Here is a 13,917-nt window from a genome sequence, read left to right on the forward strand (position 1 = left end):
GGACTAGGATGACCTAACATCGGTCACCTTGGCCCTATCGATAATCGGGGAAAGCGCCATGACCATCTCTCCGCGACGACCCCTTCGCGAGGCGGCAGTTCCAGTGGTCACTGCGCTCCTGGTTGCCTTGTTTTTCGCTCTCCAGTTCTTTGGGGCGCCTCGGGCCCGGGGAAGCCTCGGCTTCATCGCTCCGGCGCAGACGTCGAGCCCCCGGGCTACTCTGGAGAGCTTTCGGACCGACGTCTCGCAGGCCACAGGCCTGCTCATGGACGCTTATCGGGAGAACACGTCCGAACCCGGCCTGTTCTGGAACGAGAGCGTCACCGAAAAGGTCGCGGAAGCCGAGGCCCTGCTGGGCAGGGCCTCCCGGACCCTGGATCTGCGGGACATCCCCCCGGTCGAACTGGAGCACCGGCGGCTCGAATCCGTCCTGCTCCTGAAGGAGATCCTCGACCGTATCCCGCTGCCGGACAGGAGCGACGTCCCTGGCGAGGATGAGATCTCGCGACAGTCGCTGCCGAGCTGGAATGTGCCGGGAACGGAAATCCGGCTTGTGCGCATCGCCGATGGGCCGCAGGCAGGGGCATACCTGTTCTCCCGTGAGACGGTGCTGCGGCTCGAGGATTTCTACCGCCTGATCCGCAACCAGCCCAACCAGAATGGCGCTCAGGTCGATTTCTATGACTTCTTCAGCCAGTCGCCGGGTCATCTGCTGCCGCCGAAATGGTTCAGCGTGATCGAAGCCCTGCCTGCTCCCCTGAAGGTGGAGGTCGAGGGACAGGCGGTCTGGCAGTGGATCGCATTCGTGCTCGTGACGTGCCTTGCCGTCGCAGCGGTCTTCGGTGTGCATTCTCTGGCACACGATTCCAGATCCCCTCAAGGCGGAACGATCCAGGTCCTGGCGAACGTGATCGTGCCGGGTGCTGTGGCCGTAGCGGCTTTGTTCGTGCGTTACATGGCCGACTACCAGATCAACCTGACGGGCTGGGTCAACGATACGGTCGAGGAACTTGCCGTAGGAATTGCCTACATCGCAATGATCTGGGCCGTGCTTGCCTTCTCCAACGCCCTTGCCGGAAGGCTCTACCTGTCTGCGACGCAGAGCATCGATGCAAGCCTTGCAAGGGCCGCCGTTCGCATCGCCGGCCTTGCGATCGCCATCGCGCTTCTCATCTACGGCGCCTCCCACCTGGGCATTCCCCTGGCCGGTGTCCTGGCAGGCCTCGGCGTCGGCGGCTTGGCGGTTGCACTGGCCGCCAAGCCGACGCTGGAGAATTTCATCGGCGGCCTGATCCTCTATGCCGACAGGCCCGTCCGCGTCGGCGACCTATGCCGGTTCGGGGATCTCGAGGGCAGGGTAGAGGAGATCGGGATCCGCTCGACCCGGATCAGGGGGCTCGACCGGACCTTGATCACCATCCCGAACGCAACCTTCGTGAACTTGAACATCATCAATCTGACCAACCGGGACCGGATGCCCTACAACCGGGTGGTCGGACTTCAGGCGACTGACGTCCAAGCGATCCGCCATGAGATCGAGGCCATTGCCGCCCTTGTGGCCGAGCACCCGAAGATCGAGCGCGGCTCCGTTCAGGCGAGGCTGCGGGAGGGCTACGAGGAGAAGCCGAAGGTCGAGATCTGCGCTCTGATCGCAACCTCGAAGTGGGGCGATTTCCTGCATATCCAGCAGGAGATCGACCTCATGCTGCGGGATCGGATGCTGACCTCTGCGCCCATGGCCGAGGCTGCCTCAGGTGCAGCGGGCAATGTCGTGCCGCTGAAGGATCCCGTATAAGCGGAGGATCGAGCGGCTTCAGATGTCGATCGCCGTGATCTCGGCCTGCCCCTGCTGCCCGATGGGGACGGTATCTCCGACCTCCTTGCCCATAAGGGCCTGAGCCAGAGGCGAGACGTAGGAGAGGGTGCCCTTCGCCGGGTCGGCCTCGTCCTCACCCACGATGCGGTAGGTCTGCCGGCGCCCGTCCTCGCGCTCGAAGGTCACCTGGGCCCCGAACCGGACATGGGACGCGTCGGTCGGCGGGGGGACGACTTCTGCCGAGACCCTGCGCGCCGACCAATAGCGCAGGTCGCGTGAGAGACGGGCCACTTCGGCCTTGTCATCGGCAACCTGGGCTTCGGTCAGGCGCCGTTCCAGAGCCTCGATCTCCGCGTCCATGCGGGCCAAGCCGGCCGGCGTGACCAGATGGTGGGGGCTGATCGTCCGGTCAGGAAGGTCCTCGAAGGCTTCTCCACCCTCGGGCTCACGAACAAAGGCACGACTCATGGACGCTTCCTCCGCTTGGAAGGAAACGATCCGAGGTCGGCTAAGTTTCCCGCTTAGCCTTTATGGTTTTGACTTGCCTCAGGCGCCCGACGATGCCGCCTGGGAAGGCGTAGACGCTGATGATGAACAGGGCACCCAGCCACAGGAGCCAGCGATCCGGATGGATCAGGTTGGGCAGGAGCGGGATACCCGCCAGCGCGGCGCTTCCAGCACCCATCAGAACCTGCAGATAGCTCTGTGCCAGCACGAACAGGGCCGCGCCGATCACGGCGCCATACATGGTTCCCATGCCGCCGATGACGACCATGAGCAGAATGTCGACCATGATCGAGAACGAGAGGGTCGTATCCGGCCCATTATAGCGCAGCCAGAGCGCCAGGAGCGCGCCGGCAATCGTCGCTGCCAGGGCCGAGATGACAGAGGCTGCGGTTCGATACGCAACAACCCTGTAGCCCAGCGCCTCAGCCCGGAATTCGTTCTCGCGGATCGCCTGCAGCACCCGGCCGAAAGGCGAGTTCACGATGCGCAGCAGGGCGAGGAACACTGCCAGCGAAACGAAGAAGACGAGGTAATAGGCCAGCAGGCGCCCGTTGATCATCGTGCCGAGAACCGGCTCCGAGAGCAGACGGAAGGCCGGGCGAAGCGACGGGGGCAGCTGGAACGACAGGCCGTCTTCGCCGCCCGTGATGTCCGACAGCTGCGAGGCCAGAACGGCAGCCGCGGACGCCACCGCAAGGGTGATCATCGAGAAGAAGATGGCGCGCACCCGCAGCGACAGAAGACCGATGGCGATGGCCAGAACGGCGGAGAGAGCCAAAGCCGCCGCCAAGCCGATGGCGACCGAGCCCCAGGTGGGGCTCACGCGCTCGAGCGCGATGGCGATGCCGTAGCCGCCGATGCCGAAGAACATGGTGTGGGCGAAGGAGACGATGCCGGAATAGCCGAGCAGCAGGTCGTAGCTTGCGACCAGCACGATGAAGACGCAGATCTTCGCCGCCGTGCCAACAGGCTGGCTTCCGGAGAAGAGGAAAGGCGTCGCGGCCAGAAGCAGGAGGATGGCGAACAGGATGAGGCTCAGCGCCCGCGAGCGGGGGAGATCCGACGACAGGAGCGAACTCAGAAAGCCGCCCCGCCTGCGGGTCTCATCGAAGGGACGGGCGAGGGCAGGAGATGTGCTCATCGGCGCGCTACCGGAAACAGGCCCTGGGGACGCCAGATCAGGACGAGGGCCATGACGAGGATGTTGGAGATCAGCGCCAGCTTCGGCTCGATGAAGCCGACATAATTGGCGACGAGGGCGACGAGGATAGAGCCGACGAAGCAGCCACCGACGGAGCCGAGGCCGCCTATGATGATGACGATGAAGACCAGCACCATCACCTCCATGCCCATGCCGGCGGTGAGCGTCTGGCGGTAGAACGCCCACATGACACCGCCGAGACCGGCCAGCGCCGAGCCTGCGATGAAGACGCTGACGAAGAGGCGGCGGATGCGATAGCCGAGCGCCTCGACCATCTCCGGGTTCTCGACGCCGGCCCGGATGAGCAGGCCGATCCGGGTGCGGTTAAGGAGCAGCTGCATGCCGATGAACACCACCAATCCGATGATGACGGCAACAACCCGGTAGCGCTCCATCACGATGTCGCCGAGCACGAAGGCGCCGCGCAGGGATTGCGGCAGCGGGATCGGAATCGGCGACGCGCCCCAGATGGCGTGGATCAGCTGCTCGGTGACGATCAGGCCTCCCATGGTGACCAGGATCTGCTTCAGGTGGCTGCCGTAGACCGGGCGCACGATGACACGCTCGAAGACCGCGCCGACGATCCCGGTGACGCCCATGGCCGTAAGGATGCACAGCCCCAGCAGACCGAGATTGAGCCCAAGGGAATCGGCTTGCGCCCAGCCGGCTAGGGGCCCCAGCACGAGCAGCGTGGCATAGGCACCGAGCGAGATGAACACGCCATGCCCGAAATTGATGATGTCCATGAGGCCGAAGACGAGGGTGAGGCCTGATGCCATCAGGAAGATCATCATGCCCATGGCAAGACCGGCGACGGTGAGCGTCACCCAGGTCGATGGGCTGCCGACGAAGGGCAGCGCCAGAAGGGCAAGGGCCGGAATGAGAAGGAGCGGCAGCCAGTCCGTCTTGGCACGGGGCAGCTCGGTCTGAGCCGAGGATTGGGCAGCCATGTCACTCATTGGTGCGCATCCAGAGAAAGGCCGAGCAGGCGTTGCTGCAGGGCTTTGTCGGTAACCAGCTCGCTCATGGCGCCGGAATGCACGATGCGCCCGTCATCCATCACGACCACGTTGTCGCCCAGCGCCGAGGCCGCATGGAAATTCTGCTCCACGAGCAGGATCGTCTCGCCCGATGCCTTCAGGGCCTTGAAAGCCTCGATCATGCTCCGCACCATCACGGGCGCAAGGCCCTTGGTGGGCTCGTCGATGAGCAGGAGACGGCGGGGTTCCGCGATGGCGCGGGTGATCGCGAGCATCTGCTTCTGCCCGCCGGAGAGATTGCCGGCCGGCAGGTTCCAGAACCGCTTGAGAGCGGGAAACAGGCCCAGGATCCAGTCGAGGCGGCTCTTGTCGATGGGGCCGCTGCGAGCGGCCAGCACGATGTTCTCGCGCACCGTCAGATCGGTGAAGATGCCCATGGATTCCGGCACATAGGCAATGCCCGCCCGCGCAATATCGGGCGTCGAGCCTGCGGTGATGTCGCTGCCGTCGAAGCGGATGCGGCCCGAAGAGGCCTGCCACAGGCCCATGATCGTGCGCAAAGTGGTGGTCTTGCCGGCGCCGTTGCGGCCGAGCAGCATGGTCAGCTCACCGGCTGGAACGGCGAAGTCCACGCCGTGAAGAATATGATACGGACCGATATGCGTGTGCACGCCGGAGAGCTGCAGGAGAGGCTCAGTCACGGGCCACCTCCACGCCGAGATAGGCTTCCTGCACCACGGGCGATGCGATGACTTCTGCGGGATCGCCGTCAGCGACCAGTGTTCCGTTGTGGAGAACGATGATGCGGTCGGAGAGCGAGCGCACCACGTCCATCTTGTGCTCCACGAGGAGCACGGTGGCGTCGCCGCGCTGCTTGATGTCGTTGATGAGCTCGAGCACCGTCGGCACCTCGTCGACGCTCATGCCGGCGGTGGGCTCGTCGAACATGAAGACCTTGGGCTCCATGGCGATCAGAAGCGCGACTTCGAGCTTGCGCTGGTCGCCATGCGAGAGGGCTTTCGGCGCGATGTGCCGCTTGTCCGCAAGGCGCACCCTTTCCAGGACGGCTTCCGCCTGTTCGATCAGATCGCGGCGGGTGTTCCAAACCTTGAACAGCGACCAGCCGGCATCGGCCCGGCTCTGCACGGCAAGGCGCACATTCTCGAGAGCGGTGAGCTGGGGAAACAGGTTGGTCAACTGGAAGGCACGCCCGAGCCCGCGCCTTGTGCGGGCGGAAGGGGCCAGACGCGTGATATCCTCTCCTCCGACGATGACCTGCCCCGATGTGGCGCGCAGCTGGCCGGAGATGAGGTTGAAATAGGTGGTCTTGCCGGCGCCGTTGGGGCCGACGATCGCCGTGAGCGTGCCGGGGGTGAAGCGGCACGATACGTTGTTGACGGCCACATGGCCGCCAAAGCGAATGGTAAGCCCGCGCGTTTCAAGCGCGGGCGTGGTTGTCATCGATGCTGTCACAGATCTCTGCTTAGGCTTAACGCTTGTTGCGAACTGGGACCGGCATCTTGTCGGCCGGGATGGTGGCGACGAGATCGAGCAGGTCGTTCGCATCCTTGCCGTTGGCCTTGACCTTGAAGTGATACATCTCCTGCATCGCCTGATGATCTTCCTTGCGGAAGGTCATCGGTCCCTTGGGCGTCTCGAAGGTCATGCCTTCCATGGCCGTGATCAGCTTTTCGGTGTCAGTCCCGCCGGCCTTCTGGATGGCGGTGACGGCAGCGGAGGCCGCAGCGAAACCGCCGGCGGTGAAGAAGTCCGGCGGCGCGTTGAAGCGCTTCTGGTGCTCAGCGACCAGCCAGTCGTTCATCGCGTTCTTCGGGAACGCGTAGTAGTAGTACACCGCACCTTCCATGCCGGGATAGTTCTTGTAGATCTGCATGGCTGGCAGGATGTTGCCGCCGGGCGCGATCTCGATGCCGAAGCGCTCGGGCTTCAGGTCGGCGATCTTCGGCAGCGGATGCTGGCCGGCCCAGATGATGTTGATGATCTTCTTGCCCGGCTTGTCCTTGAGCGCGTCAAAGATGCGCTGGGCCGATGCGGTGAAGTCGGTGGCGTTCTGAGGCGCGTATTCCTCGAAGACTACCTTCGCATTCGGGCGGATCTGAGCGAGCGCGTTCTTCAGCGCGGCGACGCCATCCTTGCCGAAGGCGTAGTCCTGCGCCAGCGTCGCAATTGATACGTCGCCGCTCACAGGCACGGCGGCCGCCGCGCCATAGGCATCCTGCGTCGAGTTGCGGGCGGTGCGGAAGATGAAGCGGTTCCACTTCTCGCCGGTGATCGCGTCAGCCACGGCGGGCTCCACGATCAGAACCTTGCCGTTCTCTTCGGCGACGGGAAGCATAGCGAGAGCCGCCGCGGACGAGGTGGTGCCCACGGCGAGGTCAACCTTGTCGTCGTTATAGGACTGCTCCAGCAGCGTCTTGGCGAGATCGGCCTTGAGCTGATCGTCCTTGACGATCACGTTGATCTTACGGCCGTTGATGGCCATGGTGCCCTTGGTCAGGTACTCCAGGCCCATCATGAAGCCGGCCTCGGTCTGCTTGGCATAGGCCTCGAGCGGACCGGTCTTGCCGGCAATCAAAGCGATCTTGATGTCTTGAGCAAAGGCTGAAGACGCAAAGAAAATTCCTGCCGTGGCGGCAGCGATCTTAAGTCCTAGGCGCATCGGGCTCCCCGTTCTGTTGTTGCGCCATTGACGGCTTTGCAGTGCAGCATGTCAAGCGCGACTCTCGAACCATCCCTAGGCAGAAAGGATGATCCTGCCGGGGGCTTCTCAAGCCTCCGGGAGCACCGGCGTTTCGATGTCCTTCGCTTCCCGTCCGCGACGGGCCGCCTCCCGCTCAAGCAGAAGAAGGGCCAGACCGGCGCCGCAGATGACGGCGGCGCCCACGAGCGTCCAGAATCCCACGACGTCCCCGAAGGCCAGGTAGCCCAGCACGATGGCCCATACGATGAGGGTGTACTGATACGGCGCGACGACCGAAGCCGGAGCGATCTTCAAGGAGCGGTTCACGCAGACATGCGCGGTCATGGAAACGATGCCAAGCAGGAACAGGCCTGCGAGGTCGAGCGGTCCCGGCGTGACCCAGGCGAGCGGCGCGGCAACAGTGCCGAAGATCAGGGCGCCGAGGATCTGACCGAGCACGAGCGTGGCATCGTGGGTCTCCCGGAGTTTGCGGGTGGTGATCATGAGCAGTGAGTAGAACAGGCTTCCCGCAAGCGCGATGAGCGCCGGCAGGGACAGGGTGGCGGTCGATGGGCGCAGGGCGATCAGCACGCCGACGAAGCCCACCCCAATGGCGAGCATGCGGGGCCTGTCAATCTTCTCCCCGAGCCAGAAGGCCGCGAAGGCTGCCACATAGATCGGCCCGGCCAGATAATAGGTCATCACATCCGCGAGCGGCAGATAGGTGACCGCCCAGTAGAAGCAGGCGACCTCCAGCGTTGAAAGGATAACGCGTACGGCGTGAAGTCCGGGCTGCGGCGGGATGGCGAAAGGCACCTTCTGCCGGCGCATGAGCGGCAGGAGAACTGCAAGGGCCGCGATGCTGCGCAGGAGCAGGACCTGGCCGACGGAATAGGTGGCAACAAGCCACTTTCCCATCACGTCGTTCATGGCAAACATGAAGACGCCGAGCAGCATCAGGCCGATGCCGACAAGCGTGCCGGAGCGCACCTTATGGGCGGAAGACGAAGCGGATTGACTCATGGGCCGGATCAATGAGGGAAAAATGACTTGATTCCAAGGCTTTTGGCGTCTGACTTAGGTTGAAAGCCCCTGGAGACGCCGAAATGAACGAGCTGACGCCGAAAGATCCCGATTATGAGGCGCGCGTTCGGGCGAGCTTCGCGGCTCAAGGATTGATGGTGACGCTGGGCGCCTCTCTGGTTCGCGTATCGCCCGGCAAGGTCGAGATCTCCCTGCCTACCTCGACGGCCATCTCGCAGCAGCACGGCTTCGTGCATGCGGGAGCCCTGGCCAGCATTGCCGATTCCGCCGCCGGCTATGCGGCCCTGACCCTGATGAAGCCCGGCGCCGGCGTCCTCACTGCCGAATTCAAAATCAACCTTCTGGCACCGGGTATCGGTGAACGCATGACCGCCCGGGGCAGGGTCATCAAGGCCGGGAGAACGCTGACCCTGGCTCAAACCGACGTGTTCGCCATCCATGAGGGGCGCGAGAAGCAGATCGCGCTGCTGACTGCCACCCTCATGGCGGTGGAGGGGCGCGAAGGAGTGAGCAGCTAGAGCATCGGACCCAAAAGTGGATCGGCACTTTTGGGATCTTCGGATACGCTAGAATGTCTTGGCCCCGTTGACCGGCAGCATGATCGAATAAAGCGAGGTCGTGGCGCAGATGTAGAGGCGGTTTCGCTTGAGCCCGCCGAAGACGACATTCGCGACGGCTTCGGGAACCAGGATCTTGCCGATGAGGGTCCCGTCGCTCTCATAGCAGTGGACCCCGTCGCCGGCGCTGGTCCAGATCCGCCCGGCCTCGTCCAGCCTGAATCCGTCGAACAGGCCCTGCGTGCAGGTGGCGAAGACGCCTCCGCCCGAGAGCTTGCCGTTGTCGTCCACGTCGAACACGCGGATGTGGCGCGGCCCGTCCTTCATATGGGTGGCGCCGGTATCGGCGACGTAGAGACGTTTTTCATCCGGCGAGAAGGCCAATCCGTTCGGGCGGACGAAATCGTCGGCGACCATGATCACATCGCCGGTATGCGGGTCGATCCGATAGACATGACAGTCACCGATCTCGCTTTCCGCCTTATGCCCCTCGTAATCGGAATCGATCCCATAGGCAGGATCCGTAAACCAGATCGACCCGTCGGACTTCACCACCACGTCATTGGGGCTGTTGAAGCGCTTGCCGTGGTAGTGGCTGGCGAGCACCGTGATCGAGCCGTCATGCTCGGTGCGCGTCACGCGCCGGTTGCCGTGCTCGCATGTGACGAGGCATCCCTGCCGGTCGACTGTGTTGCCGTTGGAATAGCCCGACGAGGGGCGGAAGATGCTAACGGTGCCGGAAGTCTCGTCGAAGCGCATCATGCGGTCGTTGGGCACGTCGCTCCAGATCAGGAAGCGCCCGGCCGGGAAGTAGGCCGGTCCTTCCGCCCAGCGGCATCCCTCCGCCAGCTTCTCCAGGCGCGCCGACCCGATGTGCAGGCGCTTGAAACGATCATCGAGGACGACAGCGACATCCCGGAACATGGCAAGTGACATTTCCTGTCAGTGAGCCATCAGGACGGGGATCGTCGTGTTGCCCAGTATATGGCTCGTGGCGCCGCCGAAGAACATCTGACGCAGGCGGCTTTGGGTATAGGCTCCCTTGACCAGCAGGTCGCAACCGAGGGCGGCGGCCTCTTTCAGGATCGCTTCACCGGGCCTGTTGGACGGATCGACGGCCATCATGGCCTCCGCCGAGAGATCGTGCATTCTCAAGTGGCGGGCAAGCTCCGAGCCGGAGGGACCAGGAACACCCCAGTCATCGAGTTCAAGAACAACGATGCGCTTGGCCTTCTTCAGCAACGGCATCGATCCCAGCACGGCCCGAGCCGTTTCCGTGCTCCGATTCCAGGCGATCACGACAGTTTCGCCGAAGGTGCGGTTTGGGGTAGGGGGCGCGATCAGGACAGGACGCCCGGTCTCGAAAAGAGCCGCCTCAGCCGTGGAGAGGCGCGTCTGGCCGTTCGATCCGTCAGGGCGCCCCACCACGATGGTGTCGAAGACCCGTCCATAGGCTCCCAGAAAGGCATCCTCCATGAGCCCGTCCTGCCTCCAGCCTGAGCTGAGGCCCGAGATCCCGGCTGCAGATCGCGAAATCTGCTTGGTGGTCATGTAGGTCTCGAAGCGTTCGCGGCAGGCGCGGGCCATTTCGAGGCGGTTTTCGGGAGTGATGGGAGAGGGCACGCCGATGGCGATGTCGACCGGCAGGACCACTGGATAATCGGGGGTGATTGCTATTCCCTCGACATAGCTGTCGAACATCTGGCCGAGCTGCAGCGCCGTCTCCAGCTGGGGTTCGATGCTGCCGTGGTCTTCGATCGGGACAAGAATGCTTTTCATAAGGATTATTGTCGCGCTTAAAACCGCCCTCGGCAAGGGCTTAGGGGCATTCGACGATGGGCGAATGCCCCCGGTCCGGCCGAACCGGGACGTTCTCTAGCGGACTTCGTAGTCCTTTGGGTCCCAGGCGACCTTCGGATACTGGGGATCCATCTCCTCGAGAGTAGCCTTCACGATGTTCGCAACGGCGGCGTTACGGACCCATTTGCGATCAGCCGGGATGACGTGCCAGGGCGCCCATTCGGTCGAGCAGCGATGGAGCATCGTCTCGTAGGCATCCTGGTAGTCGTCCCAATGCTCCCTGTCCTCCAGGTCCCCAGGGTTGAACTTCCAGTTCTTGGCTGGCTCCTCAAGACGGTCCTGCAGTCGCTCCTTCTGCTCGTCCTTCGAGATATGGAGCATGAACTTGAGGATCGTCGTGCCGTTCTCGGTCAGCATCTTTTCAAAGGCGTTGATCTGCTCATAACGCTGTTCGATCACCTTCTCCGGCGCGAGTTTTTTGACCTTCCCGATCAGGACATCCTCGTAATGGGAGCGGTTGAAGATGCCGATCGTGCCGCGCCGGGGGCAGACGGCATGCACGCGCCAGAGGTAGTCGTGTTCCAGTTCGAGCTTCGAAGGCGGGCCGAAAGCATGAACGGAGACGCCCAAGGGACCTGTCGCATTGAAGACGCTGCGGATGGTTCCGTCCTTGCCCGACGTGTCCGTGCCCTGGAGGATCACGAGGAGCGCCCGCGAGCCCTCGGCATAGAGCCGGTCCTGAAGCGTGTCGATGTCCTTGGCGAGAGCTGCCGTGCTCGCCTTGGTCTCCTGCTCGTCACCGAAAAGCGACTTATCGCGCGGATCACGATCGCGAAGCCGAATCTTCTCGCCGGGATCCACCCGCAGCTTCTTGATCAAGGTCTTGGCCAGATCCGTCATCTTCATCTCCCGGTTGCCTTCAGGACGATAGGGCATGAAGGCGTGAAAGGAAGATCGGGATCATCGACAGACTGCTCTTTACGCGGCTCCCGGCACCATCTACCAAGACAGAGCAATAAAATCTTCCAGGGGCTGATGATGCTCGCTCTCTATTACTATCCCGGCAATGCAAGTCTTCTGCCGCATATGATGCTGCGGGAAATCGGGGCCGAGTTCGAACTGCGCCTCGTGGACAAGGGGCAGAATGCCCAGAAGAGCAGCGAGTATCTCAGGCTCAACCCAAACGGCCGTATCCCGGTTCTCCTCGACGGCGATGTCGTGCTGTTCGAGACGGCGGCGATCGCCCTTCACCTGGCCGACAAGTTTCCGAAGGCCGGCCTTGCGCCTGCTCCCGGCACCAAGGAGCGGGCCGAGTTCTACAAATGGATGGTCCACCTGACGAACACGCCGCAGGCGGAATACCGCGCCTGGTTCTATCCGCATGAGCATGTGAGTGACGAGGCCGCCGCAGCGTTCGTGAAGCAGGCGTCCGGCGAGCGGCTCAACCGCATGTTCGATGTGATTTCCGATCAGCTCGGTGACAGACCATGGCTGCTTGGCGACCGCTTCTCCGCTGCCGACCTCTTCCTGTTCATGCTGATCCGCTGGGGCCGGGGCATGCCGCGTCCGCCGCGCAGCCTGCCGAACCTGAACGCCTTGGCCGAGCGGGTCCTGGCGCGACCTGCCGTTCAGCAGACCCTTGAGGTCGAAGGCATCAAGGCTCCGGTCTTCTGAGGCCTACTTCCTGCGCGAAGCCCGCTTCGCAGGCTTTTGCTCCGGCAGGACCTGATCCATTCTTCCGATGTCTGCCCAGGGATCCTGCTTCAGAGCAGCGAGACGCTTGCGAAGGTTCTCGACGGTGAAGCCATTGGGCTTGAGATCGGCGGACAACTCTTTCCAGGCCACCGGTGTCGCCACGGGCGCACCGGGGCGGGAACGGGTGGAATAGGGCGCGACGGCTGAGGCCTCGCGGTTGTTGCGCAGGTAATCGATGAAGATCCGACCTTCGCGTTCCTGCTTGACGGACGTGGTGGTGTAGCGATCCGGCTCGTCCGCCGCCATCGCCTCGGCGATGCTCCGCGTGAAGGCAAGAGCGTCCTTCCACGACGCCTTCGGCTGCAGGGGGACGACCACGTGAAGGCCCTTGCCGCCCGTGGTCTTGACGAAGCTTTCCAGACCCAGGGCCTTCATTCGCTCGCGAACCGCCAAAGCACCTTCGATCACACGCGGCCATTCCACGCCCTCGCCGGGGTCGAAATCGAAGATGAGGCGGTCTGGCCGCTCCAGGTCGGCAAGAGTTGCGCTCCAGACATGCATCTCCAGGACGCCGGACTGCACGAGGGCGATCACGCCTCGAACGTCGGTGACGGTCAGGGCCTCCTGCTCGCCGCTATTATCCGGAATCATGGTGCGGTGAACGAAATCGCTCATGCCGGCCCAGGAATGGCGCTGGACGAAGCACTTCTTCTCTGCGCCTCCCGGGCAGCGGATGAGTGTCAGAGGACGGTTGATCAGATGCGGCAGGAGCCATTCGCCGATGCCGGCGTAGAACTCCGCCAGTTCGCGCTTCGTGACACCTTGATCTTCCCATAGCACGCGATCCGGATGGGTGAGGGGAACACCCGCGACATCGACAGTGCCGGCTGCCCCCTTTTTCGATGGGGCACGCTTCGACGCTGGAGCCGTTTCTTTGGCCTTCGTCTTCTCGGGTTTCTTGGACGGGGCCTTCGGCTTCAACAAGCTTCTTGCTGCTTTGGCAGGCGCGATTTCCTCGATGGAGCGCCCTGATTTCACGGACAATGGGGCCACCATGAGGATATCCGGCTCGTCCTCTGACCGAGCGAATGAGTCTTCGGCCTTGATCAGAAGCCAGGATGTCTGGCGCTCGCGCGGGCGCTTGGCCATGCGGACGAGATGCCACGTGCCTTTGAGCTTCTTGCCGTCGAGACGGAAGGTGAGGCGGCCTTTCTCGTAACCCTCGTGGGGATCGCCCTCCGGCTCCCAGGTCCCCCGGTCCCACAGCAGGACAATGCCGCCGCCATATTGGTCCTCGGGGATGGTGCCCTCGAAGTCGCCATAGGCGAGCGGATGGTCCTCAACCTCGACCGCCAGACGCTTCTCGCCTTTGACGAGGCTGGGCCCCTTGGCGACGGCCCAGCTCTTCAGGACACCCTCGAGTTCGAGGCGGAAGTCATAGTGCAGGCGAGAGGCATCGTGCTTCTGCACGACGAAAGAGGCGCCCCGGTGCCGGGAGGCCTTGCCTGCCGGCTCCGAAGTTTTCGTGAAGTCGCGCTTGGCGCGATAGGCTGCGAGCTTTGCCATGGTGCCAGAGCTTGATCCGGTGAAGTGGATACCGGTTCACCGCACGATCA

At 63.3% G+C, this 13,917-nt stretch carries 14 protein-coding genes; 3 read left to right on the forward strand and 11 right to left on the reverse strand.

All coding sequences use genetic code 11. The features are described from left to right. Positions 1-58 precede the first annotated feature (58 nt). Positions 59-1,795, forward strand: coding sequence for a mechanosensitive ion channel family protein (locus ILT44_RS09735; RefSeq protein WP_204239373.1), 1,737 nt, complete (start codon positions 59-61; stop codon positions 1,793-1,795). A gap of 18 nt (positions 1,796-1,813) precedes the next feature. Here the strand turns inward: ILT44_RS09735 and greA are convergent, their stop codons facing one another. The 7 genes from greA to ILT44_RS09770 form a co-directional block, all read right to left on the reverse strand. After that, on the reverse strand, positions 1,814-2,284 hold the full coding sequence (gene greA / locus ILT44_RS09740; protein ID WP_204239374.1) for a transcription elongation factor GreA: 471 nt from the start codon (positions 2,282-2,284) through the stop codon (positions 1,814-1,816). Positions 2,285-2,324: 40 nt separating this feature from the next. Then, the gene (locus tag ILT44_RS09745) at positions 2,325-3,464 is read right to left on the reverse strand and encodes a branched-chain amino acid ABC transporter permease (RefSeq protein ID WP_204239375.1); all 1,140 of its coding nucleotides are present in this window, start codon (positions 3,462-3,464) and stop codon (positions 2,325-2,327) included. Beyond that, the gene (locus ILT44_RS09750; protein WP_204239376.1) at positions 3,461-4,483 is read right to left on the reverse strand and encodes a branched-chain amino acid ABC transporter permease; all 1,023 of its coding nucleotides are present in this window, start codon (positions 4,481-4,483) and stop codon (positions 3,461-3,463) included. Before ILT44_RS09750 ends, ILT44_RS09745 begins: the two co-directional genes overlap by 4 nt. Beyond that, complete coding sequence (locus tag ILT44_RS09755; protein ID WP_204239377.1) at positions 4,480-5,205, reverse strand: ABC transporter ATP-binding protein; 726 nt, start codon at positions 5,203-5,205, stop codon at positions 4,480-4,482. The genes ILT44_RS09750 and ILT44_RS09755 overlap by 4 nt, the downstream gene beginning before the upstream one ends. Beyond that, positions 5,198-5,965 carry an ABC transporter ATP-binding protein gene (locus tag ILT44_RS09760; RefSeq protein WP_204239378.1) on the reverse strand — a complete coding sequence of 256 codons (768 nt, stop codon included), beginning with the start codon at positions 5,963-5,965 and terminating at the stop codon, positions 5,198-5,200. Before ILT44_RS09760 ends, ILT44_RS09755 begins: the two co-directional genes overlap by 8 nt. A 28-nt stretch (positions 5,966-5,993) precedes the next feature. After that, positions 5,994-7,184, reverse strand: coding sequence for a substrate-binding domain-containing protein (locus tag ILT44_RS09765; protein WP_204239379.1), 1,191 nt, complete (start codon positions 7,182-7,184; stop codon positions 5,994-5,996). Between the two features lie 108 nt (positions 7,185-7,292). Further along, positions 7,293-8,228, reverse strand: a complete 936-nt coding sequence (locus ILT44_RS09770; protein WP_204239380.1) for a DMT family transporter — start codon at positions 8,226-8,228, stop codon at positions 7,293-7,295. Between the two features lie 83 nt (positions 8,229-8,311). On the opposite strand from ILT44_RS09770, the gene ILT44_RS09775 reads away from it, so the two are divergent. Further along, entirely contained in the window at positions 8,312-8,767 is a 456-nt protein-coding gene (locus tag ILT44_RS09775; protein WP_204239381.1) for a PaaI family thioesterase, read from the forward strand. A 48-nt stretch (positions 8,768-8,815) separates the two neighbouring features. Here ILT44_RS09775 and ILT44_RS09780 read toward each other — a convergent pair whose 3' ends face one another. The 3 genes from ILT44_RS09780 to ILT44_RS09790 all read right to left on the reverse strand — a co-directional run bounded on the left by ILT44_RS09780 (position 8,816) and on the right by ILT44_RS09790 (position 11,506). Then, positions 8,816-9,730: an SMP-30/gluconolactonase/LRE family protein gene (locus tag ILT44_RS09780; RefSeq protein WP_204239382.1), complete on the reverse strand. Its 915-nt coding sequence runs from the start codon at positions 9,728-9,730 to the stop codon at positions 8,816-8,818. Positions 9,731-9,748: 18 nt separating this feature from the next. Beyond that, complete coding sequence (locus tag ILT44_RS09785) at positions 9,749-10,585, reverse strand: universal stress protein (RefSeq protein WP_204239383.1); 837 nt, start codon at positions 10,583-10,585, stop codon at positions 9,749-9,751. Positions 10,586-10,681: 96 nt separating this feature from the next. Then, positions 10,682-11,506, reverse strand: coding sequence for a polyphosphate kinase 2 family protein (locus tag ILT44_RS09790; protein ID WP_204239384.1), 825 nt, complete (start codon positions 11,504-11,506; stop codon positions 10,682-10,684). A gap of 138 nt (positions 11,507-11,644) precedes the next feature. Between ILT44_RS09790 and ILT44_RS09795 the strand changes: the two genes are divergently transcribed. Then, positions 11,645-12,280 carry a glutathione S-transferase family protein gene (locus tag ILT44_RS09795; RefSeq protein ID WP_204239385.1) on the forward strand — a complete coding sequence of 212 codons (636 nt, stop codon included), beginning with the start codon at positions 11,645-11,647 and terminating at the stop codon, positions 12,278-12,280. Between the two features lie 3 nt (positions 12,281-12,283). On the opposite strand, the gene ligD is transcribed toward ILT44_RS09795, so the two are convergent. Then, positions 12,284-13,867 (reverse strand): non-homologous end-joining DNA ligase, encoded by a 1,584-nt coding sequence (gene ligD / locus ILT44_RS09800; protein ID WP_204239386.1) that lies wholly within the window; start codon positions 13,865-13,867, stop codon positions 12,284-12,286. Positions 13,868-13,917: the final 50 nt, after the last annotated feature.

It is taken from the genome of Microvirga arvi (assembly GCF_016892765.1).
Taxonomy (GTDB): domain Bacteria; phylum Pseudomonadota; class Alphaproteobacteria; order Rhizobiales; family Beijerinckiaceae; genus Microvirga; species Microvirga arvi.